The sequence below is a fragment of the Fluviispira multicolorata genome, assembly GCF_009208585.1.
Lineage (GTDB): Bacteria > Bdellovibrionota_B > Oligoflexia > Silvanigrellales > Silvanigrellaceae > Silvanigrella > Silvanigrella multicolorata.
On the sequence record NZ_WFLN01000005.1, the window covers coordinates 379,886 to 400,570 of the forward strand.

Annotated in this window: 20 protein-coding genes; 6 read left to right on the forward strand and 14 right to left on the reverse strand. The window is 30.8% G+C overall.

The window, feature by feature from the left end:
- Window positions 1-5 precede the first annotated feature (5 nt).
- Both GCL57_RS05205 and GCL57_RS05210 read right to left on the reverse strand, forming a co-directional pair.
- Window positions 6-269 carry a hypothetical protein gene (locus GCL57_RS05205; RefSeq protein WP_152212222.1) on the reverse strand — a complete coding sequence of 88 codons (264 nt, stop codon included), beginning with the start codon at window positions 267-269 and terminating at the stop codon, window positions 6-8.
- A gap of 82 nt (window positions 270-351) precedes the next feature.
- Window positions 352-1,152: a hypothetical protein gene (locus GCL57_RS05210; RefSeq protein WP_152212223.1), complete on the reverse strand. Its 801-nt coding sequence runs from the start codon at window positions 1,150-1,152 to the stop codon at window positions 352-354.
- Between the two features lie 160 nt (window positions 1,153-1,312).
- On the opposite strand from GCL57_RS05210, the gene GCL57_RS05215 reads away from it, so the two are divergent.
- Window positions 1,313-3,205, forward strand: coding sequence for a DUF6311 domain-containing protein (locus GCL57_RS05215; RefSeq protein WP_246164808.1), 1,893 nt, complete (start codon window positions 1,313-1,315; stop codon window positions 3,203-3,205).
- On the opposite strand, the gene GCL57_RS05220 is transcribed toward GCL57_RS05215, so the two are convergent.
- From GCL57_RS05220 to GCL57_RS05240, 5 genes are all read right to left on the reverse strand, one after another.
- Window positions 3,202-4,152: a glycosyltransferase family 2 protein gene (locus GCL57_RS05220; RefSeq protein WP_152212225.1), complete on the reverse strand. Its 951-nt coding sequence runs from the start codon at window positions 4,150-4,152 to the stop codon at window positions 3,202-3,204. The genes GCL57_RS05215 and GCL57_RS05220 overlap by 4 nt on opposite strands.
- Window positions 4,153-4,286: 134 nt before the next feature.
- On the reverse strand, window positions 4,287-5,231 hold the full coding sequence (locus GCL57_RS05225) for a malate dehydrogenase (RefSeq protein WP_152212226.1): 945 nt from the start codon (window positions 5,229-5,231) through the stop codon (window positions 4,287-4,289).
- A 96-nt stretch (window positions 5,232-5,327) separates the two neighbouring features.
- The gene (ubiE, locus tag GCL57_RS05230; protein ID WP_152212227.1) at window positions 5,328-6,068 is read right to left on the reverse strand and encodes a bifunctional demethylmenaquinone methyltransferase/2-methoxy-6-polyprenyl-1,4-benzoquinol methylase UbiE; all 741 of its coding nucleotides are present in this window, start codon (window positions 6,066-6,068) and stop codon (window positions 5,328-5,330) included.
- An 18-nt stretch (window positions 6,069-6,086) separates the two neighbouring features.
- Complete coding sequence (locus GCL57_RS05235; protein ID WP_152212228.1) at window positions 6,087-6,728, reverse strand: bifunctional adenosylcobinamide kinase/adenosylcobinamide-phosphate guanylyltransferase; 642 nt, start codon at window positions 6,726-6,728, stop codon at window positions 6,087-6,089.
- Window positions 6,718-7,722: a M28 family peptidase gene (locus GCL57_RS05240; RefSeq protein ID WP_152212229.1), complete on the reverse strand. Its 1,005-nt coding sequence runs from the start codon at window positions 7,720-7,722 to the stop codon at window positions 6,718-6,720. The genes GCL57_RS05235 and GCL57_RS05240 overlap by 11 nt, the downstream gene beginning before the upstream one ends.
- A gap of 1 nt (window position 7,723) precedes the next feature.
- Here GCL57_RS05240 and surE point away from each other — a divergent pair, with 1 nt between their 5' ends.
- From surE to GCL57_RS05255, 3 genes are read left to right on the forward strand one after another with little or no spacing between them, the layout of a single operon-like run.
- Window positions 7,724-8,503, forward strand: coding sequence for a 5'/3'-nucleotidase SurE (surE, locus tag GCL57_RS05245; RefSeq protein WP_152212230.1), 780 nt, complete (start codon window positions 7,724-7,726; stop codon window positions 8,501-8,503).
- Entirely contained in the window at window positions 8,500-9,597 is a 1,098-nt protein-coding gene (locus tag GCL57_RS05250; RefSeq protein ID WP_152212231.1) for a KamA family radical SAM protein, read from the forward strand. Before surE ends, GCL57_RS05250 begins: the two co-directional genes overlap by 4 nt.
- Complete coding sequence (locus GCL57_RS05255) at window positions 9,581-10,387, forward strand: SDR family NAD(P)-dependent oxidoreductase (RefSeq protein WP_161597609.1); 807 nt, start codon at window positions 9,581-9,583, stop codon at window positions 10,385-10,387. Before GCL57_RS05250 ends, GCL57_RS05255 begins: the two co-directional genes overlap by 17 nt.
- 34 nt (window positions 10,388-10,421) lie before the next feature.
- On the opposite strand, the gene GCL57_RS05260 is transcribed toward GCL57_RS05255, so the two are convergent.
- The 5 genes from GCL57_RS05260 to GCL57_RS05280 all read right to left on the reverse strand — a co-directional run bounded on the left by GCL57_RS05260 (window position 10,422) and on the right by GCL57_RS05280 (window position 16,085).
- Complete coding sequence (locus GCL57_RS05260) at window positions 10,422-11,621, reverse strand: MFS transporter (RefSeq protein WP_152212233.1); 1,200 nt, start codon at window positions 11,619-11,621, stop codon at window positions 10,422-10,424.
- 43 nt (window positions 11,622-11,664) lie between these two features.
- Entirely contained in the window at window positions 11,665-12,879 is a 1,215-nt protein-coding gene (locus GCL57_RS05265) for a class I SAM-dependent methyltransferase (RefSeq protein ID WP_211363223.1), read from the reverse strand.
- 33 nt (window positions 12,880-12,912) lie between these two features.
- Window positions 12,913-13,512, reverse strand: coding sequence for a cysteine dioxygenase (locus GCL57_RS05270; RefSeq protein ID WP_152212234.1), 600 nt, complete (start codon window positions 13,510-13,512; stop codon window positions 12,913-12,915).
- A gap of 224 nt (window positions 13,513-13,736) precedes the next feature.
- Window positions 13,737-14,597, reverse strand: a complete 861-nt coding sequence (locus tag GCL57_RS05275; RefSeq protein WP_161597610.1) for a DUF4436 family protein — start codon at window positions 14,595-14,597, stop codon at window positions 13,737-13,739.
- A gap of 213 nt (window positions 14,598-14,810) precedes the next feature.
- On the reverse strand, window positions 14,811-16,085 hold the full coding sequence (locus tag GCL57_RS05280) for an MFS transporter (RefSeq protein ID WP_152212236.1): 1,275 nt from the start codon (window positions 16,083-16,085) through the stop codon (window positions 14,811-14,813).
- Between the two features lie 364 nt (window positions 16,086-16,449).
- Between GCL57_RS05280 and GCL57_RS05285 the strand changes: the two genes are divergently transcribed.
- Window positions 16,450-17,004: a hypothetical protein gene (locus tag GCL57_RS05285; RefSeq protein WP_152212237.1), complete on the forward strand. Its 555-nt coding sequence runs from the start codon at window positions 16,450-16,452 to the stop codon at window positions 17,002-17,004.
- Window positions 17,005-17,138: 134 nt separating this feature from the next.
- Here the strand turns inward: GCL57_RS05285 and GCL57_RS05290 are convergent, their stop codons facing one another.
- On the reverse strand, window positions 17,139-17,780 hold the full coding sequence (locus tag GCL57_RS05290; RefSeq protein ID WP_152212238.1) for a hypothetical protein: 642 nt from the start codon (window positions 17,778-17,780) through the stop codon (window positions 17,139-17,141).
- 320 nt (window positions 17,781-18,100) lie between these two features.
- Here GCL57_RS05290 and GCL57_RS05295 point away from each other — a divergent pair, with 320 nt between their 5' ends.
- Entirely contained in the window at window positions 18,101-18,307 is a 207-nt protein-coding gene (locus GCL57_RS05295; RefSeq protein WP_152212239.1) for a hypothetical protein, read from the forward strand.
- Window positions 18,308-18,374: 67 nt separating this feature from the next.
- Here GCL57_RS05295 and metE read toward each other — a convergent pair whose 3' ends face one another.
- Window positions 18,375-20,678 carry a 5-methyltetrahydropteroyltriglutamate--homocysteine S-methyltransferase gene (metE, locus tag GCL57_RS05300; RefSeq protein WP_152212240.1) on the reverse strand — a complete coding sequence of 768 codons (2,304 nt, stop codon included), beginning with the start codon at window positions 20,676-20,678 and terminating at the stop codon, window positions 18,375-18,377.
- Window positions 20,679-20,685 lie beyond the last annotated feature (7 nt).

Here is a 20,685-nt window from a genome sequence, read left to right on the forward strand (position 1 = left end):
TTAAATTAAACTCTATTTTCTTTTTTATCGGTGACTTCAGCGAGTGGTATGTCATCTGCAGATTCCATACTTTCTGCTATTTTAATTGCGAATCCTTCTTCCATATCAAAACTTTCAGACATAAGATCTAGTAATCTTTCTGTCGCTTGTTTACTTGTTTTTGCTGCATTTTGATCATAGCAGGATATAATTTCTACTTGAGAACCATCTGGTGCAATGCAAAATAAAGTATATTTTTTTCTAACAACACCTGCATAAAATCCGGACATAGAGACTCCTCTTAGTTAATTGAACATTTTATAGAAAAACAATTAAAATTAATTAGAGCTAATTAATTTTAATAAATTTTTGTTACCTTCTGCGTGATCCTCCAGAACGACCACCACCAGAAAAGAACCCACTCTTTTTTGGTCTATCGCTGCCTGATGAAAAACTGCTATTGTCTTTTTTAGAAAAGAAACTCTTTTTATTAGATTGAGAATCGTTTGAATTGCTGAGATTTGATTTTTTAGAAAAAAATCCTTTCTTAGCTGGTTTATTGTAAGTTGATTCGTATTTTTTATTTAATTCATCTGGGCTTTTTCCAGACACCCCTCCCGTTACAAGGCCATTTGAACCTGTTGCACCTGCGGGTGGTGGCAAATAATATGCTGGCGCATAGCGAGGTTGCATTGCAGATGAAATAGCATTTCCTACCAATGCTCCCATTAAGAATGGAGCCCAAGAGCTTCCTCCGCTTGAACCTGAATGTCCGCCGCCTTCACCGTTGCCAGTTGTATTATTTACAACCTTTGGAGGAGCTGCCAGTTCAATTTTAAAACCTTGAGTCATTTCAAGCACAGGTTCGCAAGAACCATTGTCTTTTTTAAATTGCAGACGTGCAAAATCGGAGCTTTCTCCTTGTGGCATAGGAATTTGTGCCATTTGAATATTTTCAGTGTTCAATGGATTTTTAATTTTTTCGCCACCATTCGTTGTGGTGTGAAAAATGGTGTATCTTCCTCTGTCTTCATTATAAGATACAGAGAGGACTTTCATTGGCGCAATTGGGCACGAAGCTGCAGAAATTTGAGTTGTATTTGGAGGCGCGTGTTCAGTACATCCTACTAAAAGTAAGGGTGATGTGAATAATATTTTCAATTTGTGGCGCATTTGATTTTCTCTTTCATGAAAATTATAATCAGCAAAACATGAATGGAAGCACTTGCCCTTTTTCATTTAATAGGTTTTAACCTGAAAACTCGGAAAATGGAATTGAAATCATGAAAAAATAGCACCGTCCTAGTTGTCTTGATGGAGTTCTAAATTGACTATGGAAAATGAGAATTTTTTTTCTTATTTGAAGAAAATAAGAAAAAGTAAAATATTATTCTTCGTGTTTATAATAATCTCAGCTATGACTGCGTTGTTGGTTTACTTTAATCAGGACTCTTGGATATTATTAAATTGCACACTTGGAAAAAATTCAAATTCATGTGTTTATAAATTTGAAAGATTGTATTTATTACCGATCACTATTTTTTTGTTGTTAAATGTATGTTTGTTTACGGATGAAATATTTAAGTTTTTAAAATTAATGAGTATTAAGCTTGAAAATTTAGAAACAAAAAAAAGTGCTCATTTTTTGATCTCATTCTCAGTTGTTTTTTCTTTGCTTTTGTTTTATTATCGATTTTCTTTTTTTATAATTGATCCAACCCGAGTGTTTTGGATCAAATCTTTAGGCACCGATAGCTTACAAAATTTTTTAGGCTGGCATGTTTTTAGAAATTCTCCATGGGATTTCCCCTTCGGAGTTATGCAAAATATAAATTATCCAATTGGAACATCAGTAGGGTATTCTGATAGTGTTCCTTTTTTAGCTTTCCTTTTTAAACTTTTTACAAATTTCCTACCAGAATACTTTCAATATTTTGGAATTTGGGTGTTTTCTTGTTATATTTTACAAGGTTTTTTTGCGGCACAAATATTCAAAAATTTCAAGTGCTCAATGAAATTAAAACTGCTTGCTGTGCCTTTTCTTATAATGTCTACGGTACTATTAGATCGTTTCGGACATTTAGCACTTAATTGTCATTGGATGATTTTAGCTAGTTTTTTCTTATACTTTTCTAAAGAAATATCTGTAAAAAGAAAAACAAAATGGCAAACTTTGATTGTTATTTTTTCAAGTTGGGTGCATCCTTACATCACTTTCTTGATGTTTGCTTTGCAAACAGCTTTATTTATAAAATTATATATTGAGAATAAAAAATATTTAAAAGAATTATTATCATATTTTCTTATGAGCTTGTTTTTAGTTTTTTCTTCATGGTATTTAATTGGTTATTTTTATTTAGATGGTGGAAATGATCCTAAAAATGTCCTATTTAGCATTAACTTAAATACTCTGTTTAACCCTTTTGAAAAATCTAAATTAATGCAACCGCTTGGTGCTGGTCCTCGTCACTATGAAGGTTTTGCTTATTTAGGTGTAGGCTTGCTTATTATTTTGATTGTTCTTCTCTTTGAAAAATGGGAAGAAAAAAAATATGTATTTATAAAAGAAAATAAACCTCTTATTTGGATATTAGCGATATTAACCTGTCTATCATTGAGTTATGAAATAAAATTTGGGACTTTGACAATAATAAATACTCCAATTCCTGAAGTTTTAGAAAGTTTTTATGGTGTTTATCGCTCAGTTGGGCGCTTTATTTGGCCAACCTATTATTTTATAGTTATATTTATTTTACTATCTTTGCTCATGAGAGAGCGAAGTCTTATTAAAAAATGTACTCTCTTATTGATTGCTCTTTTATTGCAGTTTATCGATATTTATCCTTTATACAAACCCGTGAATTTAAATTATAAAAATGATTTTAATATAGAGCGTAATTTAGCACCTTGGCTTCATTTTATGGCGGGAAATAAAAATAAAATTATTTTTTATCCCAACCGACAATATTCATATATTGATTTTTGGATGTTAGCGTCGAAATACCATTATTCTGTTAATATAGGTTATTTTGCTAGAAATAACTCAGAAAAAATATTGGAAAATGATGCGAATACTTACCAGAATATTATTAATGGAAAAATTCCAAATGATACCATTTACGTTGTATTAAATGAAAATATTAAAGTATTTGAAGTAAGTTCCTATAAAGATAATTTTATTTGTGAAAATATTCAAGAATTTTATGCCTGCAAAAATAAAAATTAATCTAAATTCAATTTTTTTCTTATAAGATACACAGGTCGACGTTTCGATTCTATATATGTTCTTCCTAAATATTCACCTAGAATACCTAAAAACATGAGCTGAATTCCACCCATGAATAAAATTGCAACGATGAGAGTGAGAAATCCTTGAATTTTTTCACCATAGAAAAAATATTTACTAATGTAAAAAAGTGAAAGAAGAAACGAGACTGTCGATATACAAAAACCAAAATAGGTAGCTGTTTTAAGAGGCATGTTTGTAAAAGACGTGATTCCTTCTAAGGCAAAATTCCATAACTTAATATAATTGAATTTTGTTTTGCCGGCAATTCTTGCCTTTCTTTTATAAGGAAATGCAATTTGTTTGAAGCCAACCCATGCAAAAAGCCCTTTCATAAAGCGCTGTGTTTCATTTAAACTGCGCAGGGCCAGGATCACTTCGCGTGTCATAACTCTGAAATCACCGGTATTGCGAGGAATGTCAATATGGGTCATTTTATCAATAATTTTATAAAATAAATATGAACTTAGTTTTTTAATAGAAGATTCACCTTCTCGTTCTGAACGCACTCCATAAACAACATCAGACTGTGTTTGTTTAAGCACTTCGATCATTTTTGGTATGAGTTCAGGTGGGTCTTGTAAATCAACATCTATTTGCGCAACAAAATATCCATTAGCGAAGTCAAGACCTGCACTCATTGCAGATTCTTTGCCAAAATTCCTCGATAAAAAAATACATTTTACACTCATATCATGATAAGAAATTTCTTTCATGATTTCAGAAGTTTTATCTTTACTGCCATCGTCTATAAAAATAAATTCAATCCTATTTTCTAAATGGTAAAAAACTTTTTTGAGTTCTAAATAACATATGTTCAAAGCTTCTTGTTCATTAAAGACAGGAATAATAATGCTTAATTCGATATTTATTGTATTCTGTGTCATATGAATTCCTTCAAACTTTTTAGTTTGAAGGAATATAACTTTTTTAGAATAAAAAAGAAACCCTCGTATTTTATATAAAAGGGCTTCTAATGAATTGAATTTTAAACTTAACTTTATAAAAGTGTTTACTAGATTTAAATGCTGCTCAAAGCGATTTTTCTGACTTCGAGATAAGCAGTGTGAGCTGCTTTAAGGGCTGCTTTTTCGTCAGAAGAAAGATCTATTTCAAATACTTTTTCAGCACCTTTATTTGTTAATTTAACTGGCACGCAAAGACATGCGCCTTCAGAAATGTCATATTCACCTTTGAGTTCAACAGAACAAGGCAAAATTCGTCCCTGATTTAATACAATGCTTTCTACCATAGCTGTCACGCCAAACCCAGGCGCAACCCAAGCAGAGGTTCCAATGAGTTCTGTAAGTTCTGCGCCACCGCGTTTTGTCCTGCTCACGACATCTGCAATCTGTTCTGCTTTTAAGAGTTTATTGAGAGGAACGCCGCCAACTGTTGCTGTACTTGTGATAGGAACCATGTCTTTATCGGTGTGTGCTCCCATGACAATTGCTGAAACATCTTTAATATGTACGTTTAATGCGCGTGCAATGTTTGAACGGAAACGAGAAGAGTCAAGCACACCAGACATACCAATAACTCTTTCACGTGGAAAGCCTGTTACTTTTTGTGCAACAGTGAGCATAGCATCCAGTGGATTAGAAACAATAATGACAATTGAATTTGGAGCATATTGCTTAACATTTTCACAGACTGCTTTAACAATGCCGGCGTTAATTCCAACGAGTTCTTCGCGTGTTTGTCCTGGTTTACGTGGTACACCTGCAGTGATAACTACGATATCAGAATCCTGCATATATGATGAGTCATCAGAAGACGTAAAGGTTGCATTGAAACCTGCAAAAGCACCACCTTGAGAAAGGTCTAAGGCACGTCCTTGAGCAACATTTGGTTTGAGGTCAATAAGAACGAGGTCGCCAAGTTCTTTTTGTGCACACCACTGGATAACAGATGCGCCCACATTTCCACCAGCACCCACAACAGTAATTTTAGGTCTCTTTAGCATTTTTAGCTCCTCAATAAAGAAACAGTCAATTCGTAAGTTAACTCGATTGGCATAATGCTTGTTTTTTTTAATCAAAACAAGCTGAGTATAATTTTTTTAACTCTTTTTAACTGCTTTGAAAAGTCGCGTTGCGCCAGCGAGCCAGCATTTTTGTTCGATTTCTATAAAGCCAATTTCTGAAAGTGTTTTTATAAATTCGTTTCCACTTGGCATTGAAGAGACACTTTTTGGCAGATATTCATATGCGGATTTATCTGAAAAGATACCACCTATTTTGGGTAGTATCTTTTTAAAATAAAAATCAAATAATTTAGCCATAATATTATTTTTAGCAGGAAAAAACTCTAAAATAAATAAAGTACCACCATTTTTTAAAATACGATGAAACTCTTGCAATGCTTTTTCTCGTTTATCAACATTTCTAAAACCAAATGATATAGTAACAGCATCTGCTGAAGCATCTTGTGCCGGAATATTTTCTGCAGAGGCTTGTTGAAAATATATATGTGAAAACTTTGATTTTCCTCTTTCTTTTGCTTGTTCTAGCATTCCGTTTGAAATATCAAAACCTGTAAGATTTTGATAATCATTTCGTTTTGTGGCAGTAGAAAATAAAACGTCACCTGTGCCACAGGCTACATCATAGAGTGTGCCAGTTTTATTTTGAATTTTTGGTAATTTCTTAATCATATAATTTCGCCAGCGAATGTCTTGTCCAGCAGAGAGTAATCGATTGAGAAAATCATATTTTCCAGAAATTTTATCGAACATTTTTTGAACTTCTAAAGACTTTTCGCTTAAAATCATTTCTTGATTTTGTTTCGTATCAATAGACATAAAGAGCTCCAAAGTAATTTAATTTAAATTCAATTCAGAAAAAATATATTCAGAATTTATTATCCCAAGGGGCGAAAATCCATTTTGCCTTTTCATGTGAGAACTTTTTAAAAGAAGATTCTGACCTGCAATACTAAAGGATATTATTTGTGCTGCATCAGCAAATAAATGATTTATATAACCCATAGATTCGCGAAAGAGTCGCCCACTTTCTGAGCTTGGGACAACACCTTCCCCCACTTCATTAGAAACTACAAGGATAGGACGTTTTATATTTTGAATTTCTTTTAATAAATGATTTGATTCTGTTTCTAAATGCTTTAAAAGTTGAATTTGTGAATAGCTCTGAAAACTTTTACTAAGCTTCCAACCCATCCAAAGTGTTAAACAGTCAATTATCAAAGCATCGGGATTTTCTTGCTTGCAGACGGAGGAAACATCTTCAATTTCCATTGGATATTCTATGGTAAGCCACTGGCTTGGTCTCCTTTCTTTGTGTTTTAGGATACGACTCTCCCATTCAGGAGAATTCTCAATTTGTCCTCCTGTGGCATAATAGGCGACAGACTTCCATTTTGCCGCACACTGTTCAGCAAATTGACTTTTACCCGAATGAGCTCCTCCTAAAAAAAGAGCAAGGGTTGATTGATTATTTTCCATTTTCAAGCCTTTTGTGAGAAAGAAAGTTTAGAAAAGTTTTGCCAAAGTCAGCTAGATTTTTAAATGATATTATTTCTTCTGTATCTTTAGCAGTGTGCCATTCACTTATATTTGTCCAATCGATAATATGTAAAAAAGGTAAATTTAATTCTTTAAATGGTATATGATCATCTTCCATTGAAAGCCATGTTTTTTTTATTTGAGTATTTTTTGTTGATTTAATAAATGCTTCAGAGTAAACATCGTTTGATCCATCTGTTATCATAAGGCTTTGTTCTTTATGTCCTATCATATCAAGGATAATAGTAAGATTAATGGGGCGATTTTCAAAATAATATACATTGTTTTTTTTATGAATATATTTATTAACAAATTCACGTGATCCATATAAATTATCTTGAATTCCTAAAAGAAATTTACCTTCTTCCCAATTTGGTAAAAAAGCTTCTTCACCATCAAAAAAAACAAGAGAGATTGAGCAACTTCCTAAGGTACCAGCTTTAAATTTTTCTTTTTTTAAAAGACGTGCTAATTCAAGCATAAAAATTGTTGAGGAACCACCATCATTTGCTCCCACAAAACGAAAGTTTTTAAAATATTTTGTATCATAATGACCACCTATTATAAGAGAGCAATGCTCTTTTCCACTTAAGGTTCCAATAATATTATACCCATTTATGGTTTTTGTTGCTTTTTCATTTTTATGATCACCATTAAATTTTTCTGAGTCGACGTTTGGTACCAAAGTATTGAATTTTTGTTTTGTTGTTTTCCAACCAAGTTTTTTGAGTGTGAGTTCTAAAGTTTGTGCAACTTTAGTCTGATTTTCGCTTCCCATTGGGTGGGGATTTAAAGTATACCAAGCTAACGACTTTTTCATATTTTCTTCTGAAAAATGTGAAGAATTTTGAAAAGTAAGGGGAGAAGCAAACAATGATTGCCTTCCTAGCAGTCCAATCCATAAAATAGTCCAAATCAATGAGGTTTTTTTCACTATGCATCTTCTCCTATCTAATGATGATGGTTATTTGGCAAAAGGTATGCAAGTTCTTATGAACCACCTCAAATCCTTAGGTCATAAAATAACAGTTGTTGCACCAAATGGCGAACGCAGTGGGAAATCCCATGCTATGAGTTTTTATGATCCCATTCGTGTTAAGAAAATTTCCGAAGAAATTTATGCTGTTGACGGCACTCCTGCCGATTGTGTGGCTTTGGCTCTTGGGCAAATATTAAAAGAGGATAGACCTGATTTTGTTATCTCAGGAATCAATCACGGTATGAATGTTGGGATTGACGTAAATTACAGTGGCACTGTGGGTGCAGCAACCGAAGCCGCCATGATTGGTTACAAAGCCATAGCTGTTTCAGCTGATTCCGACAATCGAGGAGGATCGCAAGCAGAAATTGATGAGGCATTTTTAAAAGCAGCTCAACTTGTTGGTCAGGTCATTGAACAATCTCACACACTTGATTGGCCACGTTTAGAAATTTTAAATATCAATGTTCCTATCAAAGCAAGAAAGGCATCTATTGCTGAATGTGGAGGAGAATCTCTCTATGTTCCAAACTTTGATGAAATGATTCCAAAAGATAATAAAAATATGAAAATATATCTTATTGGTGGAGTTTCTCGTTTTGAACCTCAAGATATGTCACAAGATGTTTCTTTAGTTTCAAGTGGAATAATAACATTCAGTTTTGTACAAGCTAAGCAAAGCAGTACTAAAAGTAACAAAAAATTAGAAGGGTTTATTGGTAATTTAAAAATATGATTTCAGAAAAAAATTGGGCACAAGAATTAGCAAAATCATTAATCAGTTTAAATCAACTTTCAGAAAAAGCAATGATCTGTGAAAGTGAAGTAACTGAATTACAAAAAGTAAAAGACACTTTTGATATCCGAGTGCCACAATTATTTATTGAAGATATAATACAAGGAAACACAGCTCTCGCAAAACAATTTATTCCTTCAAAAAATGAAATCATATTTTTACCCGAAGAGCTCGAAGATCCTATTGGAGATGCGCGTTGGACACCTGTAGAAGGGATTGTGCATCGCTATCCAGATCGAGTTCTTTTTAAGCCAACTTATTTATGTGGTGTTTATTGTCGTTTTTGTTTTCGCCGCAATAAAGTGTCGGATGCATCTCATAATTTAAAAAGTGAAAATGCAAAGACAGCAATAAATTATATTAAAGATCATTCTGAAATTTGGGAAGTCATTTTAACAGGAGGCGATCCTCTTGTCATGACAGATAAAGTATTACAAGAAATTTTATCTGAAATTGCTGCAATTGATCATGTTAAAGTGATTCGATTCCACAGTCGTATTCCATCGGTGTTACCATCTCGTATCACAAACTCACTTATTCAACTGCTAAAAAGCACAAATAAAAGTATTTGGATTGCTGCGCATATGAACAGTGCAGATGAATTCACACCCGAAGCAAAAATCGCATTAGCAAAACTCATCGACAATGGAATTCCAGTTCTTTTACAGAGTGTTTTATTAAAAGAAATTAATGACACTCATGAAACTCTTGTTTCTTTATTTAAGGTTGCTATTGAAAACAGAGTCAAGCCCTATTATATTCATTACCCAGATCTTGCTAAAGGAACAGAACAATTCCGTATTCCGCTTAAAAAAGCTATTGAGCTTGTAAAAGGTTTACGTGGCACAATATCTGGACTTTGTATTCCGCATTTTATTATTGATATACCTGGAGGCAGCGGTAAGATTGCTATAAATACACACACTGCAAAAGAATGTAAAAATAATACTTGGGAGTTTGAAAGTCCGCTTGATGGCACTATAATCACAGTTCAATATCCACATGGAGATGAACACAGTGAAACTTTTAGATGATATTTTTATTAGCAATGAAACACAATTAAAAAATAAAAGAGCTTTAATTACGGGTGCTAGTTCTGGAATAGGTCTTGCAACGGCTGCATGGCTTGCGCGTGAAGGTGTTCACCTTTATTTAGTTGCGCGTCGACTGGAAAAATTAAATGAACTTAAAAAAGAAATTTTAGCTCTTTATCCTGAATTAAAAATTAATATTATTCCACTTGATCTTATGCAAAATGACTTTTTATCTGTTCTTGAAAAAGAAAATGCTCTAGATGTCGATATTTTTATTAATAACGCAGGACTTGCACGTGGACGAGATTCTGTTGCTGATATTAACTTTACTGATCTTGACGAAATGATACACACTAATGTTACAGCAGCATTTAAATTGGCGTCAGCTGTGGTTAAAAGAATGGTTATAAAAAAATCAGGTCATATTGTTAATTTAGGAAGCATTGCTGGACATTCTACTTATGAAGGTGGCTCTGTTTATTGTGCAACAAAATTTGCAGTACGAGCTTTTAGTGAAGTTCTTCGTCAAGAAACACACGACAAAAATATTCGTGTTTCTTTAATTTCTCCTGGCATGGTAAAAACAGATTTTAGTTTTGTTCGTTATTATGGTAATAAACAAAAATCAGACTCAGTCTATGCTGAAGTAAAAACATTAACAGCTTCAGATATTGCTCGTGTTATTTTGCAAACATTAAAAGAACCTGAGCATATAAATATAGATGAAATTATCGTATTGCCTTTGGTACAAGCACCTGTGAGTTTTAAAGTGAAAAAAGAAATGATGTAATTATAAAATATTTTCATTTGTGTTTCAATTTTTTTTATAAAATAGAAGCATTAACTTCAGGTTGAATTGGTTTTTTCTTAGGAAGTAGAACGCTAAAAATAATTAATACAAAGAATAATAAAAACGTCATCAATGGAGAAACTTCACCAGTATTAGGGAAAAATCCATAAACAAAGGCAAATGTAACAACAACGGGGAATCCAAGAGCATTTGAAAAACCAATTATTCTGCCAATTTCTGCTGGTTCTAACACTGCAAGCAGTTCATTGCGTAAAAGTATTCTCAATCCACCAAAAGAAAAGCCAAATATAAAGATAATAAGCATCATTAAATTAAAATCTTTAATTAAAAGACATAATGTAAATACAGAAAAAACTCCCAAAATTGAACTAATGCACATTCCTTTAGAGGAAAACATTTTTTTACCAATAAATGTAGCTAAAAATAGACCCGCACCCGCCATACCTAAGCTTAACATGGCATCGAGCAGAGCAACTTTATCAATGACACCATTGAATCTATTTTTGCCAAGAATGGGTAACATCATATTTACCATGCCAAGAACCGGCCAGATAAAAATTAATGATGCAAATAAAAAGAGGGAAGGGCCTTTTTTATAAATTTCTAATATACTTTTTTGCTGTATTTTCTTAGAATTTGTTCCATAACCTATTTTTTTAGATAATCGATATTTGAATTCATAGAACAGAATACAACTGATTACTATTAAGTATAAAATAATCGCAGTATAAAATGGCCCTTGTTGACCAGCGTATCTTAAACTTGGCCCAACGAGAAGTGGACCTAACATAAGTGACACTTGTGAAATTGTCATTGTGAGTGAATTAAGATTTTTTGCACTATCGCCTTTTACTCCTGAAACAATATCCGCAAACCAAACTTCCCATGTGCTTTCAAGAAGGAAAAATACACACCATAAAAGAAAATTTAAAATAATAATGATCAATGGATTATGTATGAATAAAATCATAAAAAAAGAAAACACAATAATACTGATACAAGCGATGAGAGTAGATTTTATAGCAGAAAAATATTTAAAAATGTGATTTGTAAGTGGTGCAACAAGAAGTGCTGGCAAAAAACTTCCAACAACCACCCAGACTAAATTTTTTTCAGCAGCTTGACTGTGGTTTAATAGAATCCAACTGATTGCGAGCACTAGGCATCCATTTGCTAAACGATAGAATAGAACAGATAATACATATGCTACCACTTTATTTACCCCATTTTTTAAATAGAAATATACTTAAAAAAATTTAGATTGGCTTTTTAAATAAGATCACTGCTGTATTTCCAAATGCATCGGTGTTTTTGCAGTATGCTTCATGTACTTTAAAGCCTACAGCTACAAATTCATTGATTAAACTATTTTCATCGGATTCAAAATAAGGAACCACTTCTAATGGGATAAATTTTTCATTATTATTCATTAACTTAATCCTTCTATTAATAATTTCTCCAGGATTTAATTTTCCGATTTTTTCCCAATGTGGTATAGAAAAAAATCCTTTTCCCCACTCAGATTTACAGTGGGCAACAAGAAAATATCCGCCCGGTTTTAAAATTTCATAAACTCTTTTTATATGCAATAGTCTATGATTTAAATCAGAAATCATATGAAGACAGCCCATGTTGATAGCGGTATCAAATCCTTCAAATGGTAAATTCCTAAGGTATATAACGTCACGTTCTAAAAAACATAGAGAAATATTTTTTTCTTCTGCAATCTCACGTGCTCGTTTGAGGGCACTTGCTGAAACGTCAACACCTATCACTTCAAAACCTTTATTTGCAAGATACAGAGAATCCCGTCCTTCTCCACACCCTAGATCAATGAGTTTCTTACCTAGTTTTTCTATTGGAAAATGTTCTAAAAATTGAACTAAAATTTCATTTGGAGAGTCACTTTCCCATAAGAATGCACCTTCGTCATAAACTTTTTTATATCGCCTTTCATAGCCATAGTAATAATCATTTAATGATAAAAGTTTATTTTTTAGATGAATGGATTCATTTTCGATGAGTTCGGTTGTTGAAATCTTGCTAGATAATTCACCTAGCTCACAAATTATAAGATCTACAGGTGTCTTTTCTTTTGTCAAATAAATAAACTTTGAGGGTTCTATAATTGTAAAAGGTTCAGATGGGCCAATTAAGATTAAATCTTTTAATTCTTGTTGATTCAAATCATTCAAATTTTCTTTGAGTATGCCTAAACTTATTACACCGTTAATAGGAATAAGGATTGTTTCAATTGAATTTGTTAATTGTTTATGTGCAATTTCATGAGTGGCACTGTATAAACTTAATCGGCAAAAATTGCTTTCATAAAAAATATTTTCTTTTTCATCTTTTATGTGTTCTAAATTAATTTTAGTAGTAAAATTTCCTGAAAAGATGAGTGCTCGAATATCATTTATATTTTGAAAATTCATAAATTTATTATCATTAAAATAAGCTTGATTTTCCATTTTACCACCAGCTAAAAATTATCATTTAAAATCCTACAGAATTTTATTTGGTATATTTAAAAATTTTTCATCTATTTTTTCTTCTCGCAAAAGTTTTTCTGGAACTTCTGGCCACCAAGCACCACAATCGTCCGATACAATCCCTTGTCTATTATTTTTAGTATCAAAAACTTTCATATCATGGATAGCGGGAGAGTAAAAGTGGAGAGTAACTAAACGATCGTCTCCCAGTGATTGCATTAAATGTATTATTCCTTTTGGTACATATATAAAGTCTCCTTTATTTAGAAATGTATTTATGAGTTCTCTTTGATTACTTTGTTTATTTGAAAAATTAAATATACTGTTTTTTCCCTGACCATTAACAACATATATGGCTCCTTCGGATATTCCATGATCATGTGGTAAGCAAGCTTTTTCAATTGACCAGGTCATAATAAGACATTCAATTAAAGAAGATTTAAAAACTAACTTTCGACCATATGGTAAATTAAGAGGATCTTCTAGGTAATTTAATATGTCTTTTATTTCGATAGATAAATTTTCAATTTCAATTTCTAACTCTTTCCAGCTCACACTCTTATTAAGTGATTTTAAATATTTTACTAATAGAGTTATTTTTTTTGGAGTCATAAATTTTCATCCATTTTGTAGAGATTAATAAATAGATATATTATAATAATGTATCTAGTAGTTAATTATTAAAATAAAAAATAAATACAATTTATTCTAAAATTTAACTTATATTTTTTGTAAATGGTGGTCAAATTTTTTTTAATTTTATTTAACCTATGTTTTTTTTTATTATTTATAATAGTACATTGATATTATAATTAAAGAAAAATTTTAAAATATTTTTAATGACTTGCAGAGTCTTTACGTAATATCCAGCAATAAGCAGAAGCAACCATACAACAAGCGACAGTGAATTCATTTAGAAAGAATCCAATGAAATCTATAAAAACTCCCATATATGGAATCATTGGCGAAATATTACGAATAAGTGGAAGAGCAAAAAGAAGTCCTGCTATAAAACCAAATGTGCCAATATCAGGTTTAATTTTACTTTTTGCTATGCTAATTGTCATAAACAATATAACCAATGACAAGACCCACATAACAATGATATTTATTATAACTATAATTTTTGTTGAAATAGGTCGCATTATATGTGTTTCGAGTGTTAAGATATTTCTATTTTTATCAAAAATATCTTTTGTATTGATCTGATAGCCTCTAATAGAACAAAAATCACAATTGTTTTTAAATGGTACTCTTTCAATGACACCTTTAGAATTTGTTTTATCTAAAAAATAAATTAAGTTGATTTTGTAACTGTCGAAGGGATAATAAAAGTGATTCAGCGTGCTATCAAGTTGGTAGTTAGAGGAGAGACCATTGTCAAATGCTGCATATCTTTTATTGCCTTTAATAGTTAAAATAGATTCATTAAAGTTAAGAACATCTATAAAATTATACTCATCTTGCACAATTCCACTTTCATTGACTAATTTAGGGGAGAAGAATAATTGAAGCTTTGATGTTAAGACTGCATTAACGTCGTCAAATGAAAGCATGTTTATTTGTACAATAGGAAGATCGTTCTTTGGTTCTTGTGAATTTGTATTTTTAGAATATCGCCCTTGTCCAAGAATAAAAATGACCGAAAAAGCCAGTATAAGAAGCTTAAACCAATTTTTTGTGCCACTGTTTTTCATAGAAATGCCCATATCAGATTATTATTTTTAAATTCACAAATTTTTTTCACTCAGCTTTTTTGAGTATAGTATTAAAGAATACTTTTAAAAAATGAGTGTGTCTGCTTTTTGATAGGGTGTGATTAAATCGTTTTGGAATAAGAGTTTTTTTATAAAATTAAAAGTTTAGAGTTCTTGCAAAAAGTGAGTGAATGACAATATTTTGAGAAACTTCTATGAAATGGATTTGTTTTCTTCACTTTCTTGCAAAGAATAGTTTGAATTTTCATTCCTATTTTTTATAAAAAGTGGTACAGAAGTTATAAAATATTTGCTAAAATAAAAGGTAATTGATAATATAATTGAGAATAATCCTATATAAAACCAATAATAATTATTATTTTTAAATAAGCTATAAAACCATATTCCTAAGCTGCCTCCAAAAGATTCTCCTATGGCAGTACTGATAGAGACTAAACTAATCCAAATATTTTTATACTCTTTTCCGCAAACAGACAAAGCTAGTACGTCTAGGGATGGGCCAAAAAGGACTTCAGCGAGAGCAAGAAAAGCAACAATCAAAGCCAAGAAGATATAATCTTCACAATTGAAAGAAATCAATAAAAAAGCTAATCCATATGCAATTGCAGATCTATATAAATTCTGGTGAGGACTTCCTTTATCGAGTTTATTTGTCCAATTGCTAATAGGAATTTGTAGGGCAATAATTAAAATTGCGATAACAAAATATAAGGTACCAAGTAAATCAGGCTTATTGAGTGTTTGACCTATATGAAGTGCAAAAGTATTAAATATTTGCCCAAACAGTGACCAAATAAGCATATTTAGTGCAATGAAAAGTAGAAAAGATTTGCTTTTTAAGAAATGCATATAAACGTTAAAACTCGAAGAATTATTATTTACTTTTTCTTTAATAACTAGATTTACATTTTTTGATCTATTAAAAAAATAGAGAAATGGTATAAAAAAAGAAATAGAGAATAAGATTAAAAGCACATCTTCATAATTATAGCGAAACAAAAAAAGTGCTGCTGGTTGTGACAGGGCTGCTGCAATATTTACGACCGTTGTAATAATTGAGAAAATATTTGCTTTATTTTCACTTTGATCAGCAATGTTCATAACAAGTACTTTGGTGGCAATACCATTTATTGATATTCCGAAGCCGATAATAATAATTGAGGCTATAACTAAATAAATATGTGTTGATAAGTAAAAGAATAGAAAACCAAGGGAAGATAATAGACAGCCTATGTAAATTCCTTTTTCATTATGTAATTTATCGAGAAAAGGTGCAAAGAAGACTTTTGATGCTCTGTATGAAATAGTATAAATAAGAGAAATTAAAGCAATAAATTCTGAGCTTATCTCTCTTTTTGAGAGAATGAGAACCAACGTTGCCAGAAATCCAAAAAAAGGAATATGTGTAACAAAATAATGAGCTGAAATTAAAAAATAACTTTTATTCATCTTTAAACTTAGTTTCACTTATTATTTCCTTAAAGAAATTATTATCTTTGATAAGAGATCGTCATTTTTATGTTAATACTTAAGTTTATAATAAAGCGCAAGAAAATTTTGTTAATATTTTAATTTTATATCTATAAAATTACTAAAATATGTTTTGGTAAGCATTGAAATTAATAAGTATAACATTTTTTAATATTTTAATTAATTTTAACAATATTATTTTTGTTTATTATTTTTTTTAAAGTAAATGAAGTAAGGTTTTTAAAATAATTTTTAGAAAATTAAAATTATATATTTTAAAAATTATTATAATTATTGTTGAAATTAAATTTTTAATTGTATAGATTGACTGGTAAGTCAATCTATACTGGAGCAAATAAATATGAAGTGTAGTGAAGAACAATCGGATCCATTTAAAAATAAAAAAATTTTTTATGTGTCTGAAGACACTGCGCCTTTCATTAATAGAATTTTTGATTCACATTATGCATATACAATTAATACAATAGTTCAATCAATAAAAGATAATTCAAACGATATTTTTAAGTATTTAGGAACGACTGAAAATGTTGAATATGCTAAAAAAATAATAATACCTGCACTCTTATTGGATGGTATTATTTATGAAAGTGAAGGAGGTCTAAAATGTGATTATGATTTAGTTTTTGTTGTTTTTGGAGACAATAAATATTATACTTCAAAATATACAGCTCAAGCAGCTCTTGCAATAGCTAATAAGTGTGCTATTTCTGATAATCAGACTAATATTACAAATTCTTTTGAACATGTGCAAAAGCGATCAAAAATGTATGTAGAAGAACGACGGCAAATTATTCGAAAAGCTTTAAATGAAATAATGACCGCACCTTTTGCAAATACAAAAGAAGATCAGTGTGTTGTAGATTATGCATTTATTATGCGAATTGAAAATGCTTAAAAATTATTTAATTAGAGGAGTTATTTCATGTCGAAAATAAAATTTCAATCTTTTTTAGAATTTCCTTCTTTTGAATTGGAAAGATATTTACGGGGTCAACCTGCATTTGGTCAACCTGCATAGATAAATTTAATTTATTTTAGTGAAGCATTTTGACTTTTTTTTAAATACTTTTCTTTAATTGCTTCACTTATTCTAAATAGTTTATCATGTTCCATTATAATGGTTGACTTGCTTTCGGTTAGATCCTGTTCATCAATCGAATCTATATTTTTATTTGCCATTAAGTATAATTTAACAAACATATGAAACTCATCTTCTTTCTTTAATAAAAGATCATAGTCAATCATCAATAGAAATCGAGAAATTCGTAAAAGACAAGCAATATTAAGTTTTATATTTGCATGGAAGGATGATTTCTTTCGAATCATTTTAAATAACAGAGTAAACTCATTTTCTAAGTCTGAATTTAAAAAATTAATAACATCCATATAATCATCAAATTTATCATTCTCTTTATAATTATCTTCTTCTTCAATTTCTTTTACTAGGTCTGAAACTTTTCTCCCTTGCAAACGTGCAAGGCATGCAATAACTCGATATGGGGGAGATTCAACATTTGCATTTGCATATTTTCCTGCATTTGCTGTGGAAACTTCGAGGTACTTTGCAATTTGCGCTATTGTAAGATTTTGCTCTTTTCGTGTTTTATTTATCTCTTGAGCTAATTTTGTTTTTAATGAGGAACATTTTACAGAAGAAACTTTTTTTTTCATTAATTTCATGCCTTTATTGACAGAATATCGACAATATGTTACTTATGAATTATCATTTTTCTATAATTTATTTCTCATAAATGAGAAATAGCGTCAAGGAGATAATGTAAAATAATTTTGTTCAAAAAAAAAAGAGCACACATTGTGTACCCTCTCCTGCAAACTTAGGATACACAAAGGTGCTCATAAAGTAAAGGAGAGCACTGATGTTTTATAATAATATTATTTAATTTACTTCCAAATAAATTCTTTTTTTAATTAAAAAAAGAATTTAAAATTAGCAATGTTTAAAAAATAAAAATCTATTTTAAGGATAAATTATGAAAGCTTCAAATTGTAATATCATGAAAAGAGAAATTCTCGATATGATAAAATGTTTAAATAGCTCAGACTTGAGGATAAATGACAAGGGTCTTTATTATGCCCTTGGTGCAAAAGCTTCTTTGTTTATTGAATTGCTAAATGAGGATAATGGGAACTCAGATGACAATTCTAAATTTGATGAACCTATTGGTTTCTTTCATTGATATTTTATTTTACTTAAGTTTTTCTGCAAAGATTAAATAATGTTTGCAGAAAAACCACTCTCTCCTTTTAAAGATCGCGATGACTATATTGTTTTCTAAGGTCAAAAGCGGCCTCTGTCATATTTTTTAAAGCAATTTCTACTTCAGGCCAATTTCTGGTTTTTAAACCACAATCAGGATTTACCCAAAGTCTTTCCGCAGGTATATATTTCAACGCATTTTCCAATAATTCTTTAATCTCCTTTTTACTAGGAATTTGTGGAGAGTGAATGTCATAAACTCCTGGTCCTATATCATTTGGATATGCAAAATTTTCAAAAGCTTGTAACAATTCCATATTTGAGCGTGAACATTCTATTGTAATGACATCAGCATCTAAATCTGCAATTGATTTTATAATATCGTTAAACTCTGAATAGCACATATGCGTATGAATTTGAGTAGAGTCTTGCACTCCTGCAGCTGAAATTCTAAAGCAGTTTACAGCCCAAGTTAAATATTCTTGCCATTCTGATTTTTTCAATGGAAGAGCTTCTCTAAATGCAGGTTCATCAATTTGAATTATTTTAACATCAGCTTTTTCTAAATCTATTACTTCATCGCGGAGGGCGAGAGCAATTTGCAATGCTGTTTCTTTAGGAAGTTGGTCATCTCGGACAAATGACCATGATAATATGGTGACAGGACCGGTAAGCATTCCTTTTACGTGTTTTTGTGTCAACGATTGTGAATATTTTATCCAATCAATGGTCATTGAGGCTGGTCTTGAAATATCACCAAAAATAATTGGTGGTTTTACACAGCGTGTTCCATAACTTTGCACCCAGCCATTGGAAGTAAAAACAAAACCTTCGAGGAGCTCTCCAAAATATTCAACCATGTCGTTGCGCTCTGCTTCACCATGAACAAGAACATCTATATTGAGTTCTTCTTGTTTTCGAATAGACTCTAAAATATGATTTTGTATTTCCTTTGTATAATCCTCTTTGCTTATTTTTTTATTTTTATAATTATTTCTTACATTTCTAATTTTCTGAGTTTGTGGAAATGAACCAATAGTTGTTGTTGGAAAAAGTGGTAATTTTAGAGTTTCTTTTTGTTTTAAGGCACGAATTGAGTACGGATTTTTTCGATCACCGTCTTTTTTGTTGATCTCTGAAACTCTCTTTTTGACAGCCTCATTATGAACTCTCTTTGAATTTTTTCTGCTTTCAATTGCTTGTGCATTCTCGTTCAGTAACAATTCACTTTGTTTTGTATCCTTACTATTTATAATATTGGAACAAAGTTTAATTTCTAATACTTTTTGTTTTGCAAATGCTAGCCAGTTTTTAATTTCGGGATCTAAGTTTTTTTCTTGATCTAGATCCACGGGGCTGTGCATAAGTGAACAACTGCTACTCAACCACAATTCGCCCGAAAACTTTTGCTTTATCTTACAAATTGTGTCTGTTATTTTTGTAATATTTGATTTCCAAATATTACGACCATTTATTAAACCAAGGGACAAAACTTTATTCTTTGGATAGTTTTTTATAACTTCATTTATTTGCTCAGGATTTGAACATAAATCTAAATGCAATCCATGGATTGGAATTTTATTAACAATGTCAATATTATCTTGAATTGAACCAAAATAAGTTGTGAGTAAAATTTTTAAATTTTTAAAATCAAATTTTGTATAAACATTATAAAATGCCTCTTTCCATTCGGGGCTGAGATCTAAAGTCAAAATAGGTTCGTCAACTTGAATCCATTCGATATTTTTTAATGATAATAAATTAAAAATCTTTGTATATTCCTCGATTAAGTTATTTAACAGATCTAACTTATTAAAGTCATTTTCAGAGGCTTTGCCTAGCCAAAGATAGGTTAATGGTCCAATAAGAACTGGTTTAATTTTGTATCCAAATGACGATGCGTGTTCAATTTGTTCAAGTAAAGAATTTAAAGAAATTTTAAATTTTTGTCCCTGCTTAAATTCTGGAACAATATAGTGATAATTTGTATTAAACCATTTGGTCATTTCACATGCACGTGCATTTATATTATTTGGTGCGTGTCCTCTCGCCATGCAAAATAAAGTGTCAAAATTAGCTTCACTGCCTTTTTCTAAAAATCGATCTGGAACATTTCCAAATAATAAACTGGTATCCAGTACTTGATCATAAAAAGAAAAGTCACCGACTGTAATAAAATCTAAACCGGCTTCACTTTGGATTTTCCAATTTTCTTCTCTTATTTTTTTCCCAATTTTTTTTAGTTCCAGTTCGGTGATTTCATTTTTCCAGTATGCTTCTGTTGCTTTTTTTAACTCGCGTTGGCTGCCAATTCTTGGAAATCCTAAAATATGGTTACAAATATCTGACATTTTATTT